This window comes from Rhizobium sp. WW_1, assembly GCF_003610155.1.
GTDB lineage: Bacteria > Pseudomonadota > Alphaproteobacteria > Rhizobiales > Rhizobiaceae > Rhizobium > Rhizobium tropici_A.
In genome coordinates this window covers 67,706-93,117 of record NZ_RAIN01000016.1, presented here as the reverse complement: position 1 = coordinate 93,117, position 25,412 = coordinate 67,706, and the positions used below count along the sequence as shown (strand labels likewise).

The following is a 25,412-nucleotide window of genomic DNA, read 5'->3' as shown; positions in this document are numbered from 1 at the left end:
AGAATGAAGCGCCCGGCAACAAGAGGTATTTGCAATGTCCGCCACTGACAACAATCAGTCCAACTCCTGGTTCAGCTCTGACCGGCGCAGGTTGATTATTCAGGAATACGGGATCTTTCTCGCTTTCCTGCTGCTCGCAGTCGTCCTTTCCTTTTCGAACCAGTACTTCCTGACGGCTGGCAATATTTCCAACGTGTTGCTGCAGACCTCGATCAATGGCGTGTTGGCGATCGGCATGACCTTCGTCATCCTGACGCGCGGCATCGATCTGTCCGTCGGCTCGGTCGTCGCGCTGACCGGCATCGTCAGCGCCAGCTTTGCGACGACCTCGGCGACGGCCGGCATCATCGGCGCACCCTATCCGCCCTATGTCGCGCTCGCCGTCGGTCTGCTGGTCGGTGTTGCCTGCGGAGCCGTCGTCGGCCTCATCGTCTCCCGCTTTGCCGTCCCCGCTTTCGTCGCAACGCTCGGCATGCTCTCTGCAGCGCGCGGCCTGACGCTGATCTATGGCGGCGGCAAGCCGGTTCCGGCACTGACCCCTGATTTCCGCTGGATCGGCACCGGCAGCGTGCTGTCGATCCCGATGCCGGTCATCCTGCTTGCCCTCGTCTTCATCGTCGCCTGGTGGGTTCTGAACCGTACACGCTTCGGCCGCTATATCTATGCTGTCGGCGGCAACCCGCATGCAGCCATCACCTCGGGCATCAATGTCAGCAAGCTGCGCTTCCTGGTCTATGTGATCTCCGGCGGTCTTTCCGGGCTGGCAGGCATGATCCTTGCCGCCCGGACCGGCTCCGCCCTGCCGCAAGCCGGCATTGCCTACGAACTCGACGCGATCGCGGCTGTCGTCATCGGCGGCACGAGCCTTTCCGGCGGTGTCGGCCGCATCACCGGCACGCTGATCGGCGCGCTGATCATCGGCGTCATGAACAACGGCCTCGATCTCATGGGCATCCAGTCCTACTACCAGCAGGTCCTCAAGGGTGCGCTCATCGTCGGCGCCGTCATGCTCGATCAAAAGCGAAATCTGGGCGGCTGAGCCCAAAGAAATTCCGGTGTTCGCACTCGGAAAACCAAACGGCGCGTCAAGGCGACGGCCGGACTTTCAACGGAGGAGACTATAATGAAGAAATTATTGATTGCTCTTGCTGCCGCAACCGCACTTCTGGCGTCACCCGCCCTCGCCCAGGATAAGAAACTGAAGATTGGCGCCGCGCCCTACGGCCTCAATGCCGAGTTCATGCAGATCTGGTCAGCAGCGCTCAAAGAACATCCCGCCGTCAAGAACGGTGATGTCGATCTGACCATCTTCGACGGCCGTTACGATGCGCTCGTGCAGCAGGAACAGGTCAACACGATGATCACGCAGAAGTTCGACGCGATCATCTTCGTGCCGATCGATATCGAGGCTGCAGCGACAGCCGTTCAGGCCGCTCATGACGCCGGCATCCCGGTCGTCGGCTCCAACACCCGCGTTAACTCTGATCTCCTGACCTCCTATGTCGGCTCCGACGATACGATCTCCGGCTACATGGAAGCCAAGACCGTGCTCGACAAGATCGGCTGCAAGGGCAACGTCGTCATCCTCGAAGGCCCGATCGGCCAGTCGGCGCAGATTTCGCGATTGGAAGGCAACAAGAAGGCGCTTGCCGAGTGCCCGAACGTGAAGGTGCTGGAAGATCAGACTGCAAACTGGTCGCGTGCCGAAGCCCAGACGTTGATGGAAAACTGGCTTACTTCGCACCCTGGCCAGATCAATGGTGTTATCGGCCAGAACGACGAGATGGCCCTCGGCGCCATCGAGGCGATCAAGGCTGCCAAGCTCAACGTCAAGGACTTCGCCATTGCCGGTATCGACGGCATCACCGATGCGCTCCATGCCGTCAAGGAAGGCACGATGACCTCCATCCTGCAGGATGCCAGCGCACAGGCCCAGGGCGCCCTCGATCTCGCGATCTTTGCCGCCAAGAAGGGCAACTACAAGCCGGAATCCAAGATCTGGGAACAGTATCCGGCCATGCCGTTCAATGACGGCAAGGACAAGAATTACAACGTTCCGTGGACCCCGGTAACGGCTGAAAACGTCGACAAGCTGCTTGAAACCCGCAAGTAAGATCAATGCGGCGGGGCGAGTTTTCGCCCCGCTTCCCCCAAGACAGAGGCTTGAAAAAGATGACCGAGACATCCCCAGACATCGATTTGAACTTCCCGCTCTCAGGCAAGATAGCGCTTGTGACGGGCGGCGGTTCCGGCATTGGCGCGGCCGTTGCTGCGGCATTTGCCTCCAAGGGCGCAAAAGTCGCCGTTCTCGATATCAATGTCGACATGGCGAAGGCCAAGGCATCTGAAATCGGCGGCGGCGCTGAGGCATTCGTCTGCGATGTCTCCGATCCCGTTTCGGTCAACAAGGCTGTCAGCGATGTCGTCGCGCACTTTGGCGGAATCGATATCGCCGTCAACAGCGCTGGTGTCGTCTTCCTTGCCCCCGCCGAGGATCTGCCGCTCGACTACTGGGACAAGACGATCAACATCAATCTCAAGGGTACGTTCCTTGTCACGCAGGCTGTCGGCCGCGCCATGATTGCCGCCGGCAAGGGTGGCAAAATCGTCAACCTCGCCTCGCAGGCGGGCACCGTCGCCATCGAAGAGCATGTTGCCTACTGCGCCTCCAAGTTCGGCGTGATCGGCATGTCCAAGACCTTCGCCGCCGAATGGGGCAAGCACGGCATCAACGTCAACACCATTTCGCCGACGATCGTACTGACGGAGCTCGGCAAGAAGGCATGGGCCGGTGAAAAGGGCGAGGCAGCCAAGAAGCGCATCCCGACCGGTCGTTTCGCTTTCCCGGAGGAGATCGCAGCCGCGGCTGTTTTCCTTTCTTCGTCCGGCGCGGAGATGATCAACGGCGCCGATCTGCTGATCGACGGCGGCTACACCATTCTTTGAGCGCAAACGCTCGACAATTCGACAGGAGAGACCATGCAGCGGTTCATCAACAACCCCGATGAAGTCGTTGAAGATACTGTAAAAGGCTTCATCAAAGCGCATTCGGACATCGTCCGTCTCGCAGGAAATCCGCGCGTCGTCGTTGCCAAGGATGCCCCGCATGCCGGCAAGGTCGGCGTGATCACCGGCGGCGGTTCGGGCCATGAGCCGGCCTTCATCGGCTATGCCGGCAAGAACATGCTGGATGCGGTCGCGGTCGGCGAGCTTTTTTCGTCTCCAACGGCCAAGAGCTTCCATGACGCAATTCGCGAAGCCAACGGCGGCCGCGGCGTCATCTGCCTTTATGGCAACTATGCCGGCGACAACATGAATGTGAAGATGGCCATCAAGCTAGCCGCCAAGGACGGCATCGAAGTCGCGACCGTTGTTGCCAACGACGATGTCTGCTCCGCACCGCCCGAGGAGCGCGAGAAGCGCCGCGGCGTCGCCGGCGAAATCTTCATGTGGAAGGTTGGAGGCGCCAAGGCCTCCAAGGGCGCAAGCCTCGAGGAAGTGCGTGTCGCCTCACAAAAGGCGATCGACAATTGCCGTTCCGTCGGCATCGGCCTCGGTCCCTGCACCCTGCCCGCCGTTGGGCACCCGAATTTCCAGATCGAGCCCGGCACGATGGAAGTCGGTATCGGCCATCACGGGGAGCCCGGCGTTCGCGTCGAGCCGCTGAAGACGGCTGCAGAGATTGCCGAGGACATGTGCCAGATCGTGCTCGACGACCATAATCTGGCGGCGGGCACGGAAGTGGCCGTCCTCGTATCGGGTCTCGGTGCGACACCGGTCAACGAACTCTACATCCTCAACGATACGATCGAGGCGAAGATCTCCGAACGGGGCCTGAAGATCTACAAGACCTATATCGGCAACTACTTCACGTCGCTCGAAATGGTCGGCGCGACGCTCACCGTGCTGGCACTCGACGAGGAGCTGAAAGAGCTTTTGGACGTCGAGGTCGAATGCACGACGCTGCTCTGAGGGGGACGCACGCATGCAGACATTCAACAACGCAACATCAGGTGACATCGTGTTGGCGATGGCCGATCGCATCGTCGAGAACCGTGCCTATCTTAGCGAGATCGATGGCAAGATCGGCGACGGCGACCATGGCGTCAACATGGCCAAAGGCTTCGGCATGGCTGCCGAACGTCTGAAGGGCAAGGACCAGTCGTTGTCAGCCTCGCTCGACACGCTGGGCACGGTGCTGATGACCGAAATCGGCGGCTCCATGGGTCCGCTGTACGGCGTCATGTTCACCGAGATCGCCGAGAAACTGGAAGGCATGGAAGCCATCGATAGCTCAGCCTACAGCAAGGCATTGCATGCCGGGCTCGAAGGCATTCAGTCGATCGGATCGGCCAAGGTCGGCGACAAGACGCTGCTCGACACGCTGGTTCCGGCGATCGAAGCGTTCGACGCCGCCGATGCGACCGGCAAATCTTTCGCCGATGCACTCGACGCATTGGTCGCAGCCGCCGAGGCCGGTCGTGACTCGACGATCAATCTCGTGGCCAAGATCGGCCGCGCCAGCAGGCTGGGCGAGCGTTCGCTTGGCGTGCTGGATGCGGGCGCGACCTCTTGCGCGATCATTCTGAAGGAGCTTTCAGACGGCGCGCGCGCGCGCCTTCAATAACAAGGCTCTCCCAAGGCTGCGCGATCTCGTGCTCCACCACGGGGTCGCGCGCCGCTCCCTTCGAAGAAGAAGCATTTGCAAACCTGCTCCAATGCTTCCATCTTCTGGCGGAAAATGGGAACAGTGAATCGTCATGACAGGCAAGGCATCTTCGGTCGGTAAACATAGTGCAAGCAAAGCGGGCGTGCCTGATACGTCCGACAGCATGCCGCTGCGCTATGGCGACGACCCATACGTCTGGGCCTGCTGGCTCTATTATGAAGATGGCAAGACCCAGGGCGATATCGCCGAAATCATGGGCATTTCCCGTGCGACCGTGAACAGCTATCTTGCCGATGCCCGCAGCCGAGGCATCGTCAATATTTCGCTCGAGCCGTCCCGCCTGAGTTCGCTCTCCATCGCCCAGGAGCTCAAGCGGCATTTCGGCCTCAACGACTGTCTCGTCGTGCCCAGCGACGACGGCTCACGGCCTCTGATCGATCGTCTTGGAACCGCCGGTGCGCAGGCGATTGCCAGGCTTCTTAAATCTGGTGACACGCTTGCCGTCGCCTGGGGCCGAACCGTTCTTGCCGTCGCTGAACAAGCCAATGTGCCGAACCTGCAGGACGTCACCATCGTCCAGGCAACCGGCGGCACGCGTGCCCGCTTTGCCTACACGCCGGAACTTAGCGCAGCCGCCTTCGCGAACGCGACGGGCGGCAAGCTCGTCAATATCACGGCGCCCGCGATCGTTTCCGCCCCGGAGGTTCGGGAGACCCTGCTGCGCGAGCCGCTGATCGAGGACCAGTTTGCGACACTCGCCAAAGCGAACAAGGCGATCTTCGGGGTGGCATCCCTGAGGCCGAATTCGACGATCCACAGCAGCGGCTTCTTTGAATCCGTCTCGCTGCAGGACTATCTTGCCAAGAACGCAGTCGGCGTTCTCGCCGGCCGCTTCATCGATGCTAAGGGACAACCGATTGCCGGGCCGCTTGACGATCGCACCATCGGCATCTCCCTTGATATGCTGAAATCCATCGGCCTGCGGATCGCCGTCGCCGGCGGTTTCGACAAGGTGCCGGCAATCCTCGCCGCCTTGCGCGGTGGCTATATCAATGTGCTGATTACCGATGCAGCCACAGGCCGCGGCATCCTCAATGCTGACGGCGTCACCGAGTTCGACCCGAAAGCTCAGCAGCGCCCGCGAGCGGACAATAGCGTCGCCCTGCCCAGCAGCTACCGGACGCACATCAAGAAATTCCTCAACAACCCCGACGACGCCGTCGACGAGATGCTCGAGGGTATCGTCAAGGCGCATGCCTTGCACATCGTACCGATCAAGGGATCAAACCGGGCACTGGTGGCTCGAGACGGCCCGAGGAAGGGCAAAGTTGGCCTCGTAATCGGCGGCGGCACGGGGCACGAGCCCTGCTTCCTCGGCTATGTCGGCAAAGGACTTGCCGATGCTGTCGCCATCGGCAACATCTTTTCCTCGCCGCCACCGACGCCGATCCTCGAATGCGCCAAGGCCTCCTCCGGCGGGAAAGGCGTGCTCTTCGTCTATGGCAACTATGCCGGCGACGTCATGAACTTCGAAATGGCCGCGGAAATGGCGCAGGAGCAGCAGATCGACGTCCGCACCGTGTTAACAACGGACGATATCTCCTCTTCGCCGATCGAGGATCGCGAGGGACGCCGTGGCGTTGCCGGCAACTTCTTCATCTTCAAGATTGCTGGCGCGGCCTGCGACAGAGGCCTGTCGCTCGACGCCTGCGAGGCGATAACGCGCAAGGCCAATGACCGCACCTTTACCATGGGTGTTGCGCTGGAGCCCTGCTCGCTGCCGCAGACGCGGCGACACAATTTCGAGATCGGGCCCGACGATATCGAATTCGGCATGGGCATTCACGGCGAACGCGGCGTCACCCGCGAAAAGATGATGAGCGCCGACGAGATCACCGACCGCGTGATGGACCGGATTTTTTCTGAGATGAAACCGGCCGCGGGCGACCGGGTGGCCGTGCTCATCAACTCCTTCGGCGCGACGCCATTGATGGAGCTCTATATCCTGTTCCGCCGCGTCGAGCAGCGGCTGAACGCCAAGGACATCAAGATCGAGGCGAACTGGGTGGGACATTATTGCACCTCGCTCGACATGGTCGGCGCGTCCATATCCATCCTGCATCTCGATCAGGAATTGACCGAGATGCTGCACCATCCATGCGACACCTTCGCCTTGAAGGTCGGATGAACCTATAAGAATGTGCCCGGCGACAACAGAAATGGCCGGGAGCGGGAGGAAGACGATGTCGGAAAAAGCCGCGCGATGCCTGGGCACCATGTTCCAGCGCATATCGATCGCGATCAACGCCGAGAAGGATAGACTCTCCGAGCTGGATGGCGCCATCGGCGACGCCGATCACGGCATCACCATGTCCCTCGGCTTCATGGCCGTGAATGCCGAGTTGGCAAAACTCGATCTTGCACAGGCGCTACCCTCGGAAATCTTCTCCGTCGCGGCCTCCGCCTTCCTGGATGCCGTCGGCGCCTCGACCGGCCCGCTCTATGCCACGGCCTTCCGGCGCGCCTCGCAGGCGCTGAAGACGGATGAATCCCTCTCCACAGCCTGCCAAGCCATGATCGTCGACGAGATGCGCGCCGGCATCCAGCAGCGCGGCAAGGGTCAGCGCGGCGACAAAACCATGCTCGACGCCTGGATTCCTGCCGCCGAAGCTGCCGTCAACGCAAAAGCTCATTCTCGCGACGTCACCCCCATGTGGAACGCCATCCTCGAAGCCGCCGAAACGGGCGCAAACTCCACAAGCTCCATGGTCGCCGCCCGCGGTCGCGCGGCGCGGCTGGGGGAAAGGTCGCTGGGACATGTTGATCCAGGGGCGGCCTCGGCGGTGATTATTCTGCGGGCGATGCGAGAGACGTTTGTGGAGGCAAAGTCGTCAGTTGAACGAAGATGAATTTCATCAGATGTCTGCCGAGCTGGGCAATCATAAGAGATTGCAAGAATACTTGGCTTTGCTGAAAACACAGGAGAATACTTCAGAGGTTCGTGACGCAGTGACGCCAATAGGGATAGAAACCACACTTGGCTCTGGATGCGATATCCTAAAAACATCAAATTCGATAGTCATTGATAGCCAGTGCGTCAAAGTCAATAAATAACGAACCGGCCCTTCGGAAAGGGGCCGGAATACCCGCAGGGAAAATGACCTTTGAAATAATAAAACGAAAGAGAGGAAAAAAATGCTGGCTCCACCAGATCAGAATATTCAGCCTCCATGCACAAATGGAATATGTCCCATCTAACACAGTTCAGAAATGTATCAGGAAGCTTATTTGATACCGAAATATGCTCAGACTTGTCTGCGACCAAAGCATCAGAAAATGGCTTGACAACCTTCAAGATGGAATTCCATTGATTGAATCTATCCAAACTCTTCTCTCTCACTCGCTCCGCTAACTGATTTGCAGCTTCTGAAGTAAGGTCTTCCCACTCAGTGTTCGAGCAGGATTTTAGGGCTTCATCCCACGAGTTTACGTACTCAGCGTAAGTCTGGTCTCTCTTTCCGACATTCGAAAACCATTCAATAGAATCCAGCTTATCTAACGTCGCAATTGTACGGGGATTGGGCTCCGACAAGAGTTTCTCCATGCTACTTCGATTGATTTATGCGTCCTGGTATTCTAGGCACCAGGCTATCTGTGTTCAAGCCGTAGGTTGCGCGATTCTGTGCGGCCAACCCGGCCAAGTTATCCACTTCGGAAGATGAGTATCCTCCAGCTTTCAATGCCTCGCGTAGAGCATTATCATATTCACCTATAGTTGGGCGCGCTCCCTCTAAAGCTCCTCCCTTGCGATACTGATTCCAGAAACCTTCCAAAGATTTGTGGAACTCGTAATGCGGTGATCCTACATCTTTAAATGCATTTCCTGACATCGCATTTGCGATACCTTCGTCACTCGGAATCACATCGCGAAACGCCGCGTCTTGATTCATGTGATTTGCTTGTTTACCTGTTCCCTCCAATTGTTTACGCAAATCTTTGTAAGAGCCGGTTTGCGTAACTCGCGCGCCTTTAGCACCGCTTTCGGTCGCAATGGCCGCAGCTTCATCGGCCTTTTTCTTCGCCGCGGCCTCGGCCGCCTCTTTTGCGGCCTGCTCTTCCAACTTTTTTGCGGCAGCCCGTTCAAGCTGCTTCTCGACGATGTTTTCCGCACCCTTTTCCAAACCTTTTTCGGCCAGCCGTCCGGGGCCGAAGCCAATGAGAACACCGGCTGACTGAATACTTCCCAGCAGATAGTTGTGCGAAGCGAAGGAGCGGCGTGCATCGTCATACGAAAGGGCGTTTCCCACGAAGGGCACAAAGCCAGCCAAGCCACCTACTTTCCGGCCATATTCACCAGCCTGGTATGTGCCCATGCCCATGGACATAAGCCCATCTTGAACGGAGCCTTCAATTTTCTCCGTCCATGAGGGTGTGTAGGCCTTTATCTCCGATGGGCCTGAACCAAGTGAGAGCGGCTGGATATTGCCTCGGCCGCTGTTCACATAGTCCATTTCCTCCCCAAGCTTGTCATTGGAAACCCAGCCATTCGTGCTGTTCGGATCGGTATACCATCCGCCATCCGGAGCACGGCGATAATGCCTGGAATCCGCATAATCCGCGATTTTTTCGTCCCGCGTCTTATCTTGCTTGTCCTTTCCATCAGGTGCTTTGTCGGTCTCTGTCGACTTGACATAAACATATTCACCGGGAGCGTTACCCTTGTTAAGCGTACAACGGTCCGTGTGGCGCTGAACCCATTGACCATTCGCCTTGACGATCGTCGACGACGTTACAGGCTCGACAACATCGCCAACGGTGTTGGATTTTATGCCGCGCCCAACGCCCGGTTGATCCCCGTAACAACAAGAAAACTTCGAGTTCTGGAGCTTGATCACCTGGCCATTGGCGCGCACATCAGGCGAATAGTTTTGATTATCCGAGCCCTTTCCCCATGTCATGTAGGGGATCGGATGCTCCGGTGATCGGCATACGTCCGGTGAGGTGACGATCGCCAGCGCGGTATCTTCTTTTGGTATGATCTCCGGCGGCGCGGGATCGGGCGCCGTGGGCTTTACCCTGGGACCTTTCACAGCTTTCTTGCCAGGGAGCGGCAGCGGGTTCTCGTTGGTCGGATCGATCCGGATGTACTCTAAAGGCTCTGGTTCCGGCGGGCTTTCCGCGGGTCGGTTGTCGGCCATCAGCTAACACCCTCAGAAAGGTCGACCATACTCATCCTGGGGAGCTCCACTCGTTCCGGCCAAGGAAAATTGCAGCGCCATGTGAGAAAAACGCGGCCGACACCTGGGCGCATGTCGAAATGAACGCCATCGAGCACCATCCACCCTTCGGGTGAGTTCGACTTTTGATCAATTTCGACATAAAGTCCGATATGCGGAAGGCGGCCTTTTAACGTCTTTCGCTGCGGAAGGAGGTTTTCCAACTCGAACTCTTCGTCGCCTTGAAGCCATGGCTCAGCTACCAGGTCGGGATGCGCAGCCTGCCAGAAATGATAGTCAAAATCTCTGGGTAGAAGCGGATGCCGTTCCCTCAGCCAGGCGTCATCATAGGTTCCCGCGCGTTCTGCCCGATCCTTCCAGAATGGAGATAGAAAGCCCAACCCCGCCGGAGCCGGTCGGTCATCGACAGACAAGACGGGCCGCGCCTCGTCTTCAATTTGTGGCGCTGGCCATTCCGATGCATCGAGATAGTCTTGTTGAGCGACCACACCCCTCCCTATCGGGTTCTTTGCCAGCGACGCCCCCTTCTCGTTCGAGCCGGGGCCGCCAAAGGCAAGCTTCCAATCCAAGGGCAGATACTTGATCGGTTCTCCCTCCGTCAGCTCCCAATGATCAAGAGCATTCTCCTTGGTGCTGTCGAGAAGGCCGCGCCAGGTCTTGCGAGTATGGGCGCGCCAGACACGGGGGCCATGCACACGCAACCGCTTGCTAACGGGTCCGACCTTTAAGCCGCAATTCCAGGATGATAAAGCCTCCCCGTCGGGTGGAAAGGCAGCACCGAGAAAGGTCACATCGGTTCCTGGTTTGAAAGGCGCCAAGTCGGTACAAGCCAGCTGCTGCGTTTTATGCGGGTCACCCTCATAGGTATCCGACATGACCAGGGGATATTGCTCTTCGGCAATCAGAAGCGGACCGCCATCCGTTAACTTGAACGTGCCTCTGGCTACGACGATGCCAGCAAGTTCTCCTTCCAGATTGTACTGCCGGAAGGCGAGCGCCGGAAAAGGTGTGCGATTGTCGACCGACATGGCGCTTCAGCCCTGCGCCGTCGTATCCGACGATGTCGGCGAAGCCTCGGCGAAACCGCCGCCCGGCTTGTTGAGATCGACGACCTTGCCGTTGATTTGCGTCGGCCCGGATGCCGTGAAGTTGAAATGCGTCCCCAGAATGATGACGGTGCCGTCCTGGCGCATGATGAATTTGGATGCGCCGCATTCGATGACGAACTCGTCGCCCACGATCACTTTCTTGAATTTTCCGACCTTTTCGAGCGACGTCTGGCCGACATGCGTGACCTTGCTCACACCAATCTGCTCAACCCTTGCGACGCCGACGGTATCCGATTTGAACGACCCGACGACCGTATTCATGATGCCGGGGAGCGGAAAGAGGCCGCCTGCCGCCTCGCCTAGACCACTGCCGGAACCGGACAGGCTCGTTCCCGCATCCGCTCTCGGATTCGGTCCGGAAACCACGCCTTCGCGGCTGCCAAGTCCTCCCAATCCGAGGAAGCCCAAGGCCGAAGAGGCAATTGTGCCTGCGAATGCGGCCAGTCCTTCTCCCCCGCCACCAGCAATCTGACCGGCTTGGGAAAGCAACCCAGCCGTCTGTCCCGAAAGCCCCTGCACCGCCCCCATCAGCGCCATGGCCATCGGACCGGTACCGCCAACCACGGTATTCACCGACCCGCCTATCTCGTGCTTTTGGTTGCCACTCACCTCGACCGCGCGGTTGCCGCCGATGGAGGCGACTTCGTGGCGGTCGACGCGTTTGGTGCGGTCGTTGCGGATGCGCGTCGTCTGGTCCTTCTGGGCGTGGAAGAACATGTTTTCGCGGCCGGCATCGTCCTCGAAGGTCATTTCGTTGAAGCCGGTGCCCTTATGCGTGTTGGAGCGCATGACCATGCGGGTCTTATTTGTGGGCAGATCGTAAGGTACGCCGTTGCTCGGGTTCGGCACCACGCCGGTCACCAGCGGCCGGTCCGGATCGCCGTCGATGAAGGCAACCATGACTTCCATGCCGATGCGCGGAATGACCTGGCCGCCCCATGTGCCGCCGGCCCAGTTCTGGGCGACGCGCACCCAGCATGTGTCCGAACCATCCTTCTTGGCGCGGCGGTCCCATGGATACCAGAGCTTGATGCGGCCGTACTGGTCGGGATGGATTTCCTCTCCGGAAGGCCCGGCAACGATTGCGACCTGCGTGCCGCGGATGCGCGGCCGCTCGGTGTTGCGATGCGGCGTCATCGCGACGCGCGACGGCACGGCTTCGAATTCATTGGTGTATTCGGGCTGGTCCGTGTTGGTCTCATAGGAGGGATCGACCGCGAAATGCGTCGCACGGATGATGACGTGCTCCTCGTAGACATGCTCCGGATGCGCGACTTCATAGGGCGTGAAGCGCCGCCCGGCCTCAAGGATGCGTGACGATGAGCGCCCGACGACCCGATTGTGATCGGCTTCGCTTGCCTGCATGCGCAACTTCTGCGCACGTTCGGCTTCCGCGACCGACGAAATACGGGCGGGATATTCGTAGAGTTCCCGCTTCATCGCACCCGGCATCTGGATCAGCGACGGCGTGGTCGTGCCCGGCACCATCTGCGGCGTCTCGAAATTCCAGTCGGCGCCGGCGCGCTGGCCGGGAACATAGGCGTAATGCTTCATCCAGTCGTTGATGTGGTTGCGATCCGTCGAGCCCTGAGCGAGACGCACATTGCCCTCGCCCAGCGCGGAGGGAGACGGTCCCAGCCAGGAATTGGCGCCGTCGGCGACATGCAGGCGATGGCTGCCTTCCTCATGCGAGAACCAGTAGAAGAGGCCGTCCTCCTCGAAGCGGCGGGTCAGAAAATCCAGATCCGTTTCGTTCCACTGCACGGAATAATGCTGCGGTGGAGGTGGCGTGACGACGCCGGAAACATCCGGAGCGGGAATTCCGTGCTCGGAAAAGAGGGTCTCGACGATATCGAGGCTGGTCTTATCCATCCAGATGCGGCAGTCGGAGCGCTGTGACAGCAGCCACATCTGCGGTTTCAAGACCATCGAATAGGAGCGCAGGCCGCGCGTGATCGGCGGTCCCTCCTGAAGTGCTGTCACGAGACCGTTGAAAGGGCGGCGAACACCATCTCCGCCATCTTCGGCTTGTTGAACTTCAAGCGAGACATCGATCAGACGCCCGATCAGGTCCTGCGGCTGGATGACCTCACGCTTGGCGCGTACGGAAAGCCGGATGTCGAAAAGCGACGATACGCCTTCCGTTATCATCACTCGCTCCGGCAGGAGCTGGTCCGTGCCAAGCGGCGAAACGACCCGGAGATTTCGGGTCGCCTGGATGAAATCATTGGCCGACGGCTGATCGTTCATAAAACGCTTCTCGCTTTTTGCCTTGTGTCAAAACCGATCCTGAGCGACCGGATAATTACCCGGTCGCCGACATGGCCTGCGAAAAGCGGCGTTGGAAATTCTGCAGGAGTGTCAACCGGTCGAACTGCTGCAGGATTTCGAAGCGCTTGGACTGACTATTGTAATAGGCAGCCGCCATCGGCTTGTCGTCGCCCTGTTGGATGAAGGGCACCGCAGGGTTGCCGTAAAGAACCTTGTCCGGCGCCGGGTCGTTACCGAAAATGTTGAGAAAGGCCAGTGGAACCGAGGCCTTGTAATGTTCCAGAGCGGTCGCCTGGATGATGTTCTTCTTGCCGGTATAGGCATGAACGATACTGGTCTTGCCGTTCGGAACGCTGACAATATGCTGGCCCGGCTGTATCCATTCGGTCAGAAGCTGGCGGAAACCAGGCATTTCCTGGAGCTTCTTGCCGTCGAAATAGACATCTTCGACCAGCGCAAGCGTATAGACGTAGCGCATGACCTGGAAATGGCTTGTACCGACGACCTTCACGCCCTTGATCTTGTAGCTGGGCGCAACCATGCCGAAGATGCTCTCGGTCGACGTATATTCAACGATCAAATGCTGTGGCGTCAAAGACACTTTATCTATCGGCAATCCACTCACGGGACGATCTCCTAGCTTTCCCGAACGGCCACAAGATGCCCCCGACCGCATGTGCGATATCGGATACATCTGCACCAAGTGCCGTGATTGACTTCAGACATTCGGACGATGCAGAGGCGCCGGCACAGTCGGTCGGCGCCTCTGTTTCATGGATAGTCTTAGGCAGCCTTGGTCGTTGCCAGATCGTAAGAAGCGATCATCGGCGACTGCGGCGTCTGCGAGTCGTCGTAAGGCGTGTACTTCACTTCCATCTTGGTGAAGTTGAGCTTGATCGTCTCGACCGGACGGTCGCCGTTGGAATCGACCGAGTAGCTGGCGATCAGCGTGTTGGTGAGCGTGTACTCGATGTAGGTGTCGCCCGGGTTGCCGGTCGTGACCAGGTGGATCACAGCCTGCTTGCCGGTACGGCCCGAGCATGCTTCCTGGAACAGCTTGGTCGACGAGGAATCGCTGACCTTGGTCAGGATGACTTCCGAAACGGTGGGCTCGGAAGCTTCGCGGTTCGCCGCCGAACCGGCTGACGTCTTCATGTTGCGCGCGACGTTCCAGTGGATGACTTCGATATCCATCCACTTCTTGTGCTGCTCGTGGGTTGCATCGCCCTGAATTCCGTCGATCTGCAGATAAATCGGCATGCTCTGAACTCTCCTGTTGGGATTTGAATTCGCCCTGTCGCTGCAGGGCGGGGTTGCCTTTCCGTCTAATGCCGCATCCGGGCGTTGTGTTCGTCCGGGGCTGCCTCATTCGTCGTGCCACCTTGTTCGGGGCCGGCGAATTCCTTGCCGATCGCCTCGTCCTCCTCGATGAGAAACCGGTGATCGTGAAAACTGATGGTGATGCCGCCAACCTTGCGCCCAGCCGCAACCGCGTCGAGGAAGAAGGTTGAAAGCTCTGGCAAAAGATCGCGCCCGATCATGGTTTCGATGGCGCGCGCACCCATTTCGCTTGCCTTGGCCCGGCCGACCAGCGCCTCGCGGGCCTCAGGAGCGAGCGAAACGCTGGTACCGTAGGAAGCAGCGACACGATCGCGGATACGGCCGATCTGGATATCGACGATCCCGCTCAGCGTCTCGCCATCAAGCGGCATGAAGGGCAGAACGGTCGTACGGCCGACGAAGGCGGGCTTGAACTGCTTCTGCAACTCTGGAAGCAGCAGCGCTTCCAGCGCCTCGCCTTCGGGCATCGTCTCCGGATCAGCCGCGAGCGCGGCCAGCAATTCCGAGCCGGTGTTGGCGGTCATCACGATGGTGGTGTTCTTGAAATCGATGTCGCGGCCTTCACCGTCGCGCAAAGTTCCCTTGTCGAAGACCTGGTAGAACACCTCCTGGACACCCGGATGCGCCTTGTCGATCTCGTCAAGCAGCAGGACGCCATAGGGACGGCGGCGCACGGCCTCGGTCAGCACACCACCCTCGCCATAGCCAACGTAGCCGGGGGGCGATCCGAGGAGCAGCGAGACCTTATGCTCCTCCTTGAACTCGGACATGTTGATAGTCGTCAAATACTGGCTGCCGCCATAAAGGAGATCGGCGAGCGAAAGCGCCGTCTCGGTCTTGCCCGTCCCAGACATGCCAACAAGCAAGAAAACGGCGGGCGGGCGGCGCGGATCGGAAAGGCCGGCACGCGCGGACCGCATCGCGGCTGAAATCCGCCCGATCGCGCTATCCTGTCCGAGGACGCGCTCCTTAAGCCTGACATCAAGCGTCTTGACGGTTTCTACCTGATCCGACAGCAGCTTGCCGACCGGAATGCCGGTCCAGCGCGCGACGATACCGGCAATGACTTCCTTGTCGACCACGCGGGGAACCAATGGCGTTTCGCCCGCTATATCGGCCAGGTTGCGTTCAGCCTGCACCAGGGCCGCACGCGCCACATCAAGGGACGAGCCGTTCGGTGGGAAGAGCGCGACATTGTCGCCGCGCGTACGAGCGCCCTCTTCCGCCTGCTGGGTATTGGGATCGGCGAGCGAGGCCTCGATGCGGTCCGCCTCCCCCGATAGCCTGATCTCAGCATCAAGCTTGGCTTGAAGCCGCTCGATCTCGGTCGCCGCTTCGCGCTTTTCGCTCTCGATGACAGCAAGGCGCTCAACAAGCTCCGAAGTCGGCGGTTCAGCAGACAGCGCTACGGCTTCAGCCTCCAGCATCTCCTGCTCGTTGCGCAATTCCTTCAGCGCCTCGGGCACAGTCTGGCGGGCCAGAGACACCGCGGCGGCGGCGGTGTCGATGAGACTGATCGCCTTGTCCGGCAATTGCCGCGCGGGAATGTATCGCGCTGAAAGGCGAACGGCGGCGGCCAGCGCCTCGTCGCGAATGCGAACCTTGTGATGGGCCTTGAAGCTACCGACCACACCGCGCAACATGCGGATTGCCGTTTCCTCGTCAGGCTCAAGCACTTGAACAAGCTGGAAACGCCGGGTCAGCGCCGCATCCTTCTCGATATGGCGCTTGTATTCGCTCCAGGTCGTTGCTGCGATTGTCCTGAGTTCGCCACGCGCCAAAGCCGGCTTCAGGATGTTGGCGGCATCGCCCTGCCCGGCCTGCCCGCCGGCGCCGATCAAGCCATGCGCCTCGTCGATGAACAAGATGATCGGTTCCGCCGAGGCCTTCACGGCTGCGACAACGCCGTGCAGGCGCCGTTCATATTCACCCTTCACGCCAGCGCCTGCCTGTAGCAGGCTGAGGTCGAGAAGCAGAATCCGCACCGGCTTCAGCATGTCTGGCACGTTGCCGGCCGCGATCTCAAGCGCCAGCGCTTCGGCAACCGCCGTCTTGCCGACACCCGCCTCGCCGACCAAAATCGGATTGTTCTGCCGACGGCGCATCAGGATATCGATGACCTGACGCAGCTCACGGTCGCGTCCGATAACAGGATCGACGCGTCCAGCTCTCGCATCCGACGTCATGTCACGTGTGTAGAGACGCAGGAATTCGTTCTCGGCGGCGGAAACGGCTTCGGAAGCCTGGACCGGTGGCGTCGCGTCGGAGGAGGAAACCGCGCTCAACCGCTTTTCGAGCACGTTGCGATCGAGATTCCGCAGCGAGGGCGCCATGCCTCGTGCCATGATTCGCAAGGATTGATCGTCGGTCAAGGCGGTCAGAAGATCGACCAGAGTGATACTGTTTCGCCCGCATTGAAGCGAAGCGACGAGCCATGCTTCGCGCATCAGGCCAAGCAGATTTTGAGAGAGCACCAGCGCGCTTCCGTCCCCCCTCGGCAGGTCGGCAATGGCGCTATCGAGCTCGTTGCGGAGCGCCTGTGTTGAAATGCTAAGCTCTTCAAACAATGAGCAAACTTCGGATACGTTCAGCAATGATAGTATCCAATGTGCGACATCGACATTTGCATGCCGATCGCGTGCTGCCAGCGATGCCGCAGCCTCGAGACCAACGCGCAATGCGGGCTCAAGCGTTCTGATCAGACGATTGAGATCGATGTTGGACACTTAGAAGTTTCCTCCTTCTGGTTTCATTTCAACTGTACCCTCCATGCAGCGGCAACAACTAGGGCGGTTATTCCCAGGCGTCCAGATCGAAACATAAAATTTTTCGCTCAACCACAAACTCGAATCGTCACAATTGTGTTGCAGAATAGTCATGGTTGACAAAGGAATATATCGACCTAACTATCACGCCCTCTGACAATGTATTTTGTGATACGGAGTTAATCACCTGATCAACGTTCGCGACATAGAAACTCCATTTGAAGAAAGTGCGCCATGCGGAGAAAATATGCGCAGCAATACTTCTATGCGTGAAATATACTATAGAATAAAGGACGCGAGAAACCAGGCGCGTGCTGCAGAACGAGGTATATCACCAGGCGAAAATATTAGCCTTTCACCTCTTTGGTCGGACGTCAGCAATCTCGGATTGCAGATTATTTCTTCAAAAAGTAAGGACCTCGAAGTATTAGCATGGTTGGCTGAGGCTGAATTACGTCAGCGCGGATTCGAGGGGTTGCGGGACGTCTACCTTGCTATCGCGTCGCTTTTAGACAAGCACTGGGAGAAGTTTCACTCTGTCGGAGCAGACGATCTCGAAGAGCGCCTAGCGCCGCTTTCCGGTCTCAACGGCATCGGCGGCGAAGGCACCATCATCCAAGCCATCAGATTGTCGCCGCTCATTCCCGAGGCCAAATTCGGCCAGTTTTCCCTATGGGATTTCCAGCTCTCGCAGCGACCCAACGAGGTGAAACGGCGCGATGAGCTGAACCAAGCCGTCCTTGAAGCCGGCACGGCCGCGATGAGTTTGCATCTGGAAATGGTCAATGGCTGCCTTGCCGCCTTCGATCGGCTCGTATCCATCCTCAACGAGCGCTGCGGGCAGATGGCACCGCCGAGTTCCAATACCCACAACGTCCTGCAGGAGGCAGCCTTGGCGCTTCGCGCTCTCGCCGGCATCGAAATACACGCGACAACTGAGACCGCTGCCGACCCGCAGCAGCAGGATGGCACCGGCGATCAAGCTCAAGGCCGCCAGCGCCCCTCGAGCGCCGAGCAGATCGGCTCACGCGAGGAGGCGTTCGAGCTGCTGCTTTCGGTCGCACGCTACTTCCGCCGAACCGAGCCGCATTCGCCGATCTCGATGTCGATCGAGACGATGGTTAGACGCGGCCGCATGGATTTTTCCGAACTACTGGCCGAATTGCTGCCGGAACAGCAGGCACGGAACGCCGTGCTGACAGCGGCGGGGATTCAGCTGAAACCGAACAAGAATGGCTGAGAAATGCAACCGTCGTCCTGAACTTTTTGCAACCCGCCCTTTCCAAAGTCGAGTTGCGCCACATGTGAAAAAGCAAATTGCCGCTGGCATTGAAGGAGAAATTTTATGGCGAGTGTTCACGAAAAGCTGGAGCGAGTGCGCAAGCCCAGGGTCCACATCAAGTACGAAGTGGAGACTGAAGGCGCCATGGTCATCAAGGAATTGCCTTTCGTCGTCGGCGTTCTCGGCGATTTCTCGGGCAACCCGACCCAGCCGCTGAAACCGTTCGGCGAGCGCAAGTTCGTTCAGATCGACCGCGACAATTTCGACGACGTGATGCGCCGCATGACGCCTGGCCTGAACATATCGGTCGAAAACACGCTGGAGGGCGATGGCTCTCAGCTGCCCGTCTCGCTGAAGTTCGAGAGCATGGAGGATTTCGAGCCAGGCTCGGTCGTAAGCCAGGTCCCGGCCCTGAAGGCGCTTCTCGATGCGCGCAATCAGCTTCGCGATCTCATGAGCAAGGCGGACCGCTCGGAAGAGCTGGAACGGCTGCTTGAAGACGTCCTGCAGAACAAGGCCGATCTCTCGAAGCTGATGTCCGAGCTCGGTCTGGCCGAAAAGCCCGCTGCCGCAAGCTGATCATCATCGGCGATCCGTAAGCGTCGGTCGCCCAGTCCCGTTTCAAGCAGCCGATAGCGGCAGGCAATAAGCTCAACCACTATCGCCCGCATTTTCCGCAAGGATCGAACAATGAGCGCTGAAAGCCAACTGAAGACCAAAGAGGCCGAGTTTGCGCCCGAGGAAAACCTCCTGTCGCAGATCGTCGCCGCCACCCGCCAGACCGAACCCGATCGTGCCCAGGATCTCTTGAGGACGCTGACCGATCAGGCTCTGAAGGGCACCGTTACCTATGATCGCAACCTGACCGTCACGCTCAACAAGGCGATTGCCGAGCTTGACCGGAAAATCTCCCGCCAGCTTGCCGCGATCATGCAGTCGCCGGAATTCGCCAAGCTCGAAGGCAGCTGGCGCGGCCTCAACTACCTGGTCAAGAACAGCGAGACCAGCGTCAATCTGAAGATCCGCGTGCTGAACGCCTCCAAGCGCGACGTCTCCAGGGATCTGGCAAAGGCCGTGGAGTTCGACCAGTCGCGGCTCTTCAAGTCGATCTACGAAGACGAGTTCGGCACGCCGGGCGGCGAACCCATGGGTGCGCTGATCGGCGACTATGAATTCGACAATTCCTTCGATGACGTACAGACGCTGCAGGCGATTTCGTCGATCGCGGCCGCTGCCTTCGCGCCGTTCATTTCGGCCGCCAGCCCGCGCATGTTCGGCTTCGACGACTACCGCGAACTTGCCCGCCCGCGCGATCTCGAAAAGATCTTCGAAACGGTCGAGTATGCCAAGTGGCGCAGCCTGCGCGACAGCGAGGATTCGCGCTTCGTCACACTCGCCCTTCCCCGCGTTCTCGCCCGCATGCCCTATGGCCCGAAGACCAATCCGATCGACGACTTCGGTTTCGATGAAACCGAACATTCAAAGACCGGCGAGCTCGACCACAATTCCTATTGCTGGATGAACGCATCCTACGTGATGGGAACGCGGCTGACGGACGCTTTCGCCCAGAGCGGCTGGTGTACGGCGATCCGTGGCGCGGAAAACGGCGGTAAGGTCGAGAACCTGCCGATGCACATCTTCTCGAGCGATGATGGCGACCTCGACCTCAAGTGCCCGACCGAAGTCGGCATCACCGACCGTCGCGACGCCGAACTCGGCAAGCTCGGCTTCCTGCCGCTCTGCCACTACAAGAACACCGACTACGCCGTGTTCTTCGGCGCCCAGACGACGCATAAGCCGAAGCTTTACGACAAGCCGGAAGCAACGGCCAATGCCGCCGTTTCCGCCCGCCTGCCCTACATGATGGCCACCTCTCGCTTCGCGCATTACCTGAAGGTGATGGGCCGCGACAAGATCGGCTCCTTCATGGAAGCGCAGGATTGCGAGAACTGGCTGAACCGCTGGATCGCCAACTACGTCAACGCCAACGACGATGCCGGCGAGGAATCGCGCGCCAAGTATCCGTTGCGCGATGCGAAGGTCACGGTTCAGGAAGTGCCCGGCAAGCCGGGCTCCTACAACGCCGTCGCCTGGATGCGTCCCTGGCTGCAGATGGAAGAGCTGACCACTTCGCTCCGCATGGTCGCCCGTATCCCGAGCAAGAGCTAGGAGAGGTAGCGCGGCGATCTCCTCGCCGCGCGCCTTCAGTAAGCGCCCATGACCGCGACAACGATGGAACCGAGAGCAGCCTGGCCGCGTCAGGTGCATCGCGTGATCGCCATGATCGACGATGCGCTCAACAGGCAGGTCAACGCCATTTTACACCATCCCGAATTCCAGGCGATGGAAGCGCGGTGGCGTGGGCTTGCCATGCTCATGCGCCACACCGGCCGATCCGAAGAGGTGAAGGTCAAGATCCTGAGCGTCAGCTGGCCCCAGCTGACGCGGCATCTCGAGCGGACGACGGAGTTCGACCAGAGCCATCTGTTCGAGCTGATTTATAGCCGCGAATTCGGCATGCCCGGCGGCGAGCCCTTCGGCCTCCTGATCGGCGATTACGAACTCTCGCCGCAAGGGTCGGCCGGCAGCGATACTGTGGGTGCACTGACCCAGATCAGCATGGCCGCAGCTGCTGCCTTCTGCCCTTTCGTGGCCGCCGCCGCGCCACAAGCAATCGGCCTCCAGGAATTCGATGAGCTCAATCGCGTCCAGGATTTCTCGTGGCTTGCCTATGATCCCAATCGCATCCGCTGGAACGGGCTTCGCGCCCGTGATGACTCTCGCTTCCTGGGGCTGGTCGCACCACGGATTCTGATGCGCGCGCCCTATGAGGCGTTTTCCCGCGAGCGCGACGATCAGTTTCCGTTCCGCGAAAGCGTCGCCGCCGATGGCAGCACTCTGCTTTGGGGCAACGGCGCTTTCGCTTTCGCGATGATCGTCATTCGCAATTTCATCGAGTCCGGCTGGTTTGCGGATATCCGCGGGGTGACGCAGGATGTCATCGACGGCGGCATGCTGAGCACGGAGGAGCTCGCCCCCTACGATCTCGGCATCGAAAGCAATGGGCTGTCGGAGCAGGCTCCCGTCGAGATACGGCTAACCAACGGACAGGAGCAGCAGCTCAGCGAACTCGGCATCGTGCCTATCGCAACAACGTATCTTTCCTCCTCGGCGATCTTCAACTCCAATCAGTCGCTGCATGCGCCGCCGCATTATTCGAGCGAGCACGCGCGGCAGAATGCCCGCATCGCGGCAATGCTACAATATGTGCTCTGCGCCTCGCGCTTCTCGCACTATCTCAAAGTCATCATGCGCGATGATATCGGCAAACTGGCCGATAGCGCCTCGATCGAACGCAAGCTGAACGACTGGCTGTCGACCTATACGCTTGGCAATGACGATGCGGATCTCTCGCTGCGCACGCGCTTCCCGCTACGCTCGGCCGGCATCAGCGTCGACGAGATTCCCGGCAAGCCGGGCATGTTTGCTTGCACGGTGCGGCTCCAACCGCACTTCCAGCTCGATGACGTCTCGACAAGTTTTCACCTCATCGCGGAGACGGCAAACGCGACTTACGCATTCGCTCGCCCCGCAAGCACACCGCAAAGGATGTCCGCATGACGCTCTCCGCCAAGATCGCCGAAGCTCTCAGCGAGAACGCGCTCGACGATGCGATCGGGCTGGCGAAAGCGCATGTCAAAGCGGCACCCACCGACAAGGACGGTCGACATCTCCTCATCGATCTTTTGATCCTTGCCGGCGATTACGCTCGCGCCGACGCTCAATGCAACCTTGCAACGACGTTTGCACCGGAAGATGTCATGGGCTTTGCCATGCTGCGCAATCAATTACGGGCAATGGCGGCACGCTCGGCTTGGTTCGACGAAGCTGCGGCACCGGAATTTCCGCACGGCCCGACCGCCCTGGATCAGGCAGCGATCAAGGTGGCAATCGCGCATCGCGACCATTCCGCGGATACGGTCACAGCGCTGCAGTCCTTGGAGGAAATTCGTGGCGAGAGGCCAATGAATTGGAATGGCCGACTCGTCTCCGACCTACGCGATCTCGACGATCGGATTCCGCACGCTCTCGAAGTTATCATGACTGGCGGCGCCTATCTCTGGATTGATTTCTCCAGGATCGCGGCTCTTCGCGTCGAGCCGATCGCCCGCCCGCGCGATCTTGCCTTCCGGCGGGCGGAGCTGGAACTCGTGGATGGGGCAAACGCGCCTGTACTTCTGCCGGCGATCTATCACGGCACGACGGGAGCAAAACTGCTGCTTGGCCGCGAGACGGAATGGGTCGACGAACCGACCGGCATCACCACCGGACGAGGACAGAAGTGTTTCCTCGCGGGCGACGATCTGGTCTCCTTCCATGATCTGAAGTCGCTGGAAGTTGCGTCCACCGCCGGTGAGACGAGGCGCGCCGTCCATGGTTGATCCGCTGGAGCGCTACAGACCGCGGGAAAGGATCGTCGCCAGATCGATCATCGATCGACTGATCGACGACAATCCCGATCGCCTGCAGGACCCGCCGCAGACGGCAGCCGAACAGCTGCGCGAACTGCGCGAATGCATTCGCCGCGACCTCGAAGCCCTGCTCAACACCCGGCGCCGGCCGAACGCACCGCCTTCAAACTATGACGAGCTCGGCGATGCTTTGGTATCATTCGGCGTCGACGGCATGGTCTCGGCAAATCTCGTCACCGACGAAGCCAAGAGCCGGCTTGCCCGTCTGATAGAGCGGCGCATCGCGCTGTTCGAAACGCGGCTTACCGACGTGCAGGTGAGCATCCTTAAGAGCCGCGGCAATGGCGAGCGCGCCCTGCGGCTGCGCATTCACGCGACCTTCCGCGTGCATGAGGGCATGCCACCGATCAGCTTTGAATCGACAATCGACCCATCGACGCAGCGCTTCCTGGTGGAGGCGAATAATGGCTGACGGCTTCCTGCAGCGCTACAACGACGAGCTGGCCGCCATTCGCCGGAGGGCCGCACGTTTTGCCGATGCCTTTCCGAAAATTGCCGGCCGTCTACGCGTAACTGGCGAGGTTGCCGATGATCCACATGTCGAGCGCCTGATCCAGAGCTTTGCCTATTCGGCAGCCCGCGTGCGCCAGAAGCTCGACGATGAATTTCCTGAACTGACCGATGGGCTGCTCGAAACGCTCTATCCGCATTATCTGGCGCCGCTGCCGTCGATGAGCATCGTGCGTTTTACGCCCAGCAGTACGCTCGCATCCATCCAGACCGTACCGCGCCATACGGAAATCTTCGCAGAGCCGATCGGCGGCGAAAGCTGCCGCTTCCGCACGACGCAGGATACGCAGGTTGCCCCGATCGAGATCGTCTCGGCTTCGTTGACCGGCCATCCCATCAGTGCGCCGCCATCGTCTCACGCCGGTGCCGCCGGTTGCCTGCGCCTGTCGATCCGGGCGCGCGATACCAACAAGCCATTTAGCGAGATCGGCTTGGACAGGTTACGGCTTCACATCGGCTCGTCGTGGCAGCAGGCCGTCGCCATTCACGAGCTTCTGGTCAACCACACGCTTGGTATCGCGCTTGCCCATCATGCCGACGACCGCTCCCCGGTCATGCTGCCTGCCAAAGCGCTGCAGGCTGTCGGCTTCGAGCCGGACGAAGCAATTCTGCCCTACCCCAGCGCAAGCTTTGCCGGCTACCGCCTGCTGACGGAATTCTTCGCCCTACCGCAGAAGTTCCTCTTTATCGACATTGTCGGTCTGAGGGCTTGGCGCGGTGAGACGCTGGAGATCTTCATCTATCTCGACGAAACCAGCGCGAAGCTGGAGCGCGACATTTCTGCCCGCGATTTCGTCCTCAATGCCACGCCGATCGTCAATCTGTTTCGCCAGAAATGCGAACCGATCGCACTCGACGGCACGCGCACCGAATATCGCGTCCTGCCGGATGCCAGACGGCAGAAGACGCGGGAGATCTATGCGATCGAGAAAGTAGTCGTATCCGGGCGTACCGGAGACGAGGAACAGTGCCAACCCTTCTTCGGTCGCAGCCTGAAGGGCGGAGCTTCCTCGCTGTTCTGGCAGTGCGCTCGCCGCTTCGATGCCGACGACCACACGTCCGACATGGAAATTACCTTCGTCGATCGCGCGCGCCGGCCAAGTGGCCCGATCGACAAGATCGCCAGCATCGACGCGCTGTGCCTCAATCGCGAATTGCCCGAGCAGTTGCCGTTCGGCGGCGGCCATCCCTATCTGCAGCTTGCCTCAGGCAGCGAGGCAGTCGGTTCGGTCGAGGCGCTGATGGCACCTACGCCATCGGTCCGAATGAACGAGCAGCAAGGCCGCAATTGGCGGCTGATGTCGCATCTTCAGCTGAACCACCTGTCCATTTTCGACAATGACGGGGCTGCGCTGAAAGACATTCTGGCGCTTTATGCGTTCAGGGACAGCCGCGAAACCCGGCAGCTTGCCGACGCTTTGGTTCGGGTTGAGGCGAAAAGCTCAATGACGCGGCTTGGCAGCGGCGGGATGGTGACGGGCACAGATATCCGGCTGGAATTCGATCCGGCCGCCATCGACCGGCCCTCGGCCTATCTCTTCGGCAGCGTTCTCGACCGGTTCTTCGGGCTTTACACCTCGATCAACAGCTTCACCCGCCTCTCCGTCTCGATGAAGGGGCAAACAAAGCCAATCGCCGTCTGGCCGGCCCGCGCCGCCGAGCGGCCGCTATTGTGACGGAAGGGTGATCGAAAGCG

General features: G+C 59.7%; 21 protein-coding genes. 14 read left to right on the top strand and 7 right to left on the bottom strand.

The features are described 5' to 3' along the window. Window positions 1–34 precede the first annotated feature (34 nt). From BJ928_RS30930 to dhaL (BJ928_RS30900), 7 genes are all read left to right on the top strand, one after another. Window positions 35–1,039 carry a sugar ABC transporter permease gene (locus BJ928_RS30930; RefSeq protein ID WP_047635161.1) on the top strand — a complete coding sequence of 335 codons (1,005 nt, stop codon included), beginning with the start codon at window positions 35–37 and terminating at the stop codon, window positions 1,037–1,039. 84 nt (window positions 1,040–1,123) lie between these two features. After that, window positions 1,124–2,113, top strand: a complete 990-nt coding sequence (locus BJ928_RS30925; RefSeq protein ID WP_047635160.1) for a substrate-binding domain-containing protein — start codon at window positions 1,124–1,126, stop codon at window positions 2,111–2,113. Window positions 2,114–2,172: 59 nt separating this feature from the next. Next, a complete protein-coding gene (locus BJ928_RS30920; protein WP_047635159.1) occupies window positions 2,173–2,946 on the top strand; it encodes an SDR family oxidoreductase in 774 nt (257 codons plus the stop codon). A gap of 33 nt (window positions 2,947–2,979) precedes the next feature. Beyond that, complete coding sequence (locus BJ928_RS30915; protein ID WP_047635158.1) at window positions 2,980–3,972, top strand: dihydroxyacetone kinase subunit DhaK; 993 nt, start codon at window positions 2,980–2,982, stop codon at window positions 3,970–3,972. 13 nt (window positions 3,973–3,985) lie between these two features. After that, a complete protein-coding gene (dhaL, locus tag BJ928_RS30910) occupies window positions 3,986–4,627 on the top strand; it encodes a dihydroxyacetone kinase subunit DhaL (RefSeq protein WP_047635157.1) in 642 nt (213 codons plus the stop codon). Window positions 4,628–4,760: 133 nt separating this feature from the next. After that, complete coding sequence (locus tag BJ928_RS30905) at window positions 4,761–6,857, top strand: bifunctional sugar-binding transcriptional regulator/dihydroxyacetone kinase subunit DhaK (RefSeq protein WP_082011964.1); 2,097 nt, start codon at window positions 4,761–4,763, stop codon at window positions 6,855–6,857. Window positions 6,858–6,912: 55 nt separating this feature from the next. Then, window positions 6,913–7,578, top strand: a complete 666-nt coding sequence (gene dhaL, locus BJ928_RS30900; protein ID WP_047635156.1) for a dihydroxyacetone kinase subunit DhaL — start codon at window positions 6,913–6,915, stop codon at window positions 7,576–7,578. 194 nt (window positions 7,579–7,772) lie between these two features. Here the strand turns inward: dhaL (BJ928_RS30900) and BJ928_RS30895 are convergent, their stop codons facing one another. The 7 genes from BJ928_RS30895 to tssH all read right to left on the bottom strand — a co-directional run bounded on the left by BJ928_RS30895 (window position 7,773) and on the right by tssH (window position 17,353). Next, complete coding sequence (locus BJ928_RS30895; RefSeq protein WP_147413959.1) at window positions 7,773–8,261, bottom strand: hypothetical protein; 489 nt, start codon at window positions 8,259–8,261, stop codon at window positions 7,773–7,775. Between the two features lie 13 nt (window positions 8,262–8,274). Then, window positions 8,275–9,867 carry a DUF4150 domain-containing protein gene (locus BJ928_RS30890; protein WP_052227885.1) on the bottom strand — a complete coding sequence of 531 codons (1,593 nt, stop codon included), beginning with the start codon at window positions 9,865–9,867 and terminating at the stop codon, window positions 8,275–8,277. Further along, window positions 9,867–10,934 (bottom strand): DUF2169 domain-containing protein, encoded by a 1,068-nt coding sequence (locus tag BJ928_RS30885; protein ID WP_047635154.1) that lies wholly within the window; start codon window positions 10,932–10,934, stop codon window positions 9,867–9,869. The genes BJ928_RS30890 and BJ928_RS30885 overlap by 1 nt, the downstream gene beginning before the upstream one ends. A 6-nt stretch (window positions 10,935–10,940) precedes the next feature. Beyond that, the gene (gene tssI / locus BJ928_RS30880; RefSeq protein WP_047635152.1) at window positions 10,941–13,265 is read right to left on the bottom strand and encodes a type VI secretion system tip protein TssI/VgrG; all 2,325 of its coding nucleotides are present in this window, start codon (window positions 13,263–13,265) and stop codon (window positions 10,941–10,943) included. A 55-nt stretch (window positions 13,266–13,320) separates the two neighbouring features. Beyond that, a complete protein-coding gene (locus BJ928_RS30875; RefSeq protein WP_047635150.1) occupies window positions 13,321–13,911 on the bottom strand; it encodes a hypothetical protein in 591 nt (196 codons plus the stop codon). A gap of 158 nt (window positions 13,912–14,069) precedes the next feature. Further along, the gene (locus tag BJ928_RS30870) at window positions 14,070–14,546 is read right to left on the bottom strand and encodes a type VI secretion system tube protein Hcp (RefSeq protein ID WP_047635147.1); all 477 of its coding nucleotides are present in this window, start codon (window positions 14,544–14,546) and stop codon (window positions 14,070–14,072) included. A 65-nt stretch (window positions 14,547–14,611) separates the two neighbouring features. Next, window positions 14,612–17,353 carry a type VI secretion system ATPase TssH gene (gene tssH / locus BJ928_RS30865; protein ID WP_047635144.1) on the bottom strand — a complete coding sequence of 914 codons (2,742 nt, stop codon included), beginning with the start codon at window positions 17,351–17,353 and terminating at the stop codon, window positions 14,612–14,614. A 229-nt stretch (window positions 17,354–17,582) separates the two neighbouring features. On the opposite strand from tssH, the gene tssA reads away from it, so the two are divergent. The 7 genes from tssA to tssF all read left to right on the top strand — a co-directional run bounded on the left by tssA (window position 17,583) and on the right by tssF (window position 25,392). Continuing rightward, window positions 17,583–18,632 (top strand): type VI secretion system protein TssA, encoded by a 1,050-nt coding sequence (gene tssA / locus BJ928_RS30860; protein ID WP_082011963.1) that lies wholly within the window; start codon window positions 17,583–17,585, stop codon window positions 18,630–18,632. Window positions 18,633–18,737: 105 nt separating this feature from the next. Further along, a complete protein-coding gene (tssB, locus tag BJ928_RS30855) occupies window positions 18,738–19,253 on the top strand; it encodes a type VI secretion system contractile sheath small subunit (RefSeq protein WP_047635139.1) in 516 nt (171 codons plus the stop codon). Window positions 19,254–19,364: 111 nt separating this feature from the next. Continuing rightward, window positions 19,365–20,843, top strand: coding sequence for a type VI secretion system contractile sheath large subunit (gene tssC / locus BJ928_RS30850; protein ID WP_047635136.1), 1,479 nt, complete (start codon window positions 19,365–19,367; stop codon window positions 20,841–20,843). Between the two features lie 48 nt (window positions 20,844–20,891). Then, complete coding sequence (gene tssC / locus BJ928_RS30845; RefSeq protein ID WP_245432630.1) at window positions 20,892–22,295, top strand: type VI secretion system contractile sheath large subunit; 1,404 nt, start codon at window positions 20,892–20,894, stop codon at window positions 22,293–22,295. Next, window positions 22,292–23,116, top strand: a complete 825-nt coding sequence (locus tag BJ928_RS30840) for a type VI secretion system accessory protein TagJ (RefSeq protein ID WP_047635133.1) — start codon at window positions 22,292–22,294, stop codon at window positions 23,114–23,116. Before tssC (BJ928_RS30845) ends, BJ928_RS30840 begins: the two co-directional genes overlap by 4 nt. After that, a complete protein-coding gene (gene tssE / locus BJ928_RS30835) occupies window positions 23,109–23,618 on the top strand; it encodes a type VI secretion system baseplate subunit TssE (protein WP_047635131.1) in 510 nt (169 codons plus the stop codon). Before BJ928_RS30840 ends, tssE begins: the two co-directional genes overlap by 8 nt. Continuing rightward, window positions 23,611–25,392 (top strand): type VI secretion system baseplate subunit TssF, encoded by a 1,782-nt coding sequence (gene tssF / locus BJ928_RS30830; protein WP_047635129.1) that lies wholly within the window; start codon window positions 23,611–23,613, stop codon window positions 25,390–25,392. Before tssE ends, tssF begins: the two co-directional genes overlap by 8 nt. Window positions 25,393–25,412: the final 20 nt, after the last annotated feature.

Bases quoted from the DNA above. Each gene is read 5' to 3' on its own strand.
- BJ928_RS30930 (WP_047635161.1), top strand. From the start codon at position 35: ATGTCCGCCACTGACAACAATCAGTCCAACTCCTGGTTCAGCTCTGAC.
- BJ928_RS30925 (WP_047635160.1), top strand. From the start codon at position 1,124: ATGAAGAAATTATTGATTGCTCTTGCTGCCGCAACCGCACTTCTGGCG.
- BJ928_RS30920 (WP_047635159.1), top strand. From the start codon at position 2,173: ATGACCGAGACATCCCCAGACATCGATTTGAACTTCCCGCTCTCAGGC.
- BJ928_RS30915 (WP_047635158.1), top strand. From the start codon at position 2,980: ATGCAGCGGTTCATCAACAACCCCGATGAAGTCGTTGAAGATACTGTA.
- dhaL (WP_047635157.1), top strand. From the start codon at position 3,986: ATGCAGACATTCAACAACGCAACATCAGGTGACATCGTGTTGGCGATG.
- BJ928_RS30905 (WP_082011964.1), top strand. From the start codon at position 4,761: ATGACAGGCAAGGCATCTTCGGTCGGTAAACATAGTGCAAGCAAAGCG.
- dhaL (WP_047635156.1), top strand. From the start codon at position 6,913: ATGTCGGAAAAAGCCGCGCGATGCCTGGGCACCATGTTCCAGCGCATA.
- BJ928_RS30890 (WP_052227885.1), bottom strand. From the start codon at position 9,867: ATGGCCGACAACCGACCCGCGGAAAGCCCGCCGGAACCAGAGCCTTTA.
- BJ928_RS30885 (WP_047635154.1), bottom strand. From the start codon at position 10,934: ATGTCGGTCGACAATCGCACACCTTTTCCGGCGCTCGCCTTCCGGCAG.
- tssI (WP_047635152.1), bottom strand. From the start codon at position 13,265: ATGAACGATCAGCCGTCGGCCAATGATTTCATCCAGGCGACCCGAAAT.
- BJ928_RS30870 (WP_047635147.1), bottom strand. From the start codon at position 14,546: ATGCCGATTTATCTGCAGATCGACGGAATTCAGGGCGATGCAACCCAC.
- tssB (WP_047635139.1), top strand. From the start codon at position 18,738: ATGGCGAGTGTTCACGAAAAGCTGGAGCGAGTGCGCAAGCCCAGGGTC.
- tssC (WP_047635136.1), top strand. From the start codon at position 19,365: ATGAGCGCTGAAAGCCAACTGAAGACCAAAGAGGCCGAGTTTGCGCCC.
- tssC (WP_245432630.1), top strand. From the start codon at position 20,892: ATGACCGCGACAACGATGGAACCGAGAGCAGCCTGGCCGCGTCAGGTG.
- BJ928_RS30840 (WP_047635133.1), top strand. From the start codon at position 22,292: ATGACGCTCTCCGCCAAGATCGCCGAAGCTCTCAGCGAGAACGCGCTC.
- tssE (WP_047635131.1), top strand. From the start codon at position 23,109: ATGGTTGATCCGCTGGAGCGCTACAGACCGCGGGAAAGGATCGTCGCC.
- tssF (WP_047635129.1), top strand. From the start codon at position 23,611: ATGGCTGACGGCTTCCTGCAGCGCTACAACGACGAGCTGGCCGCCATT.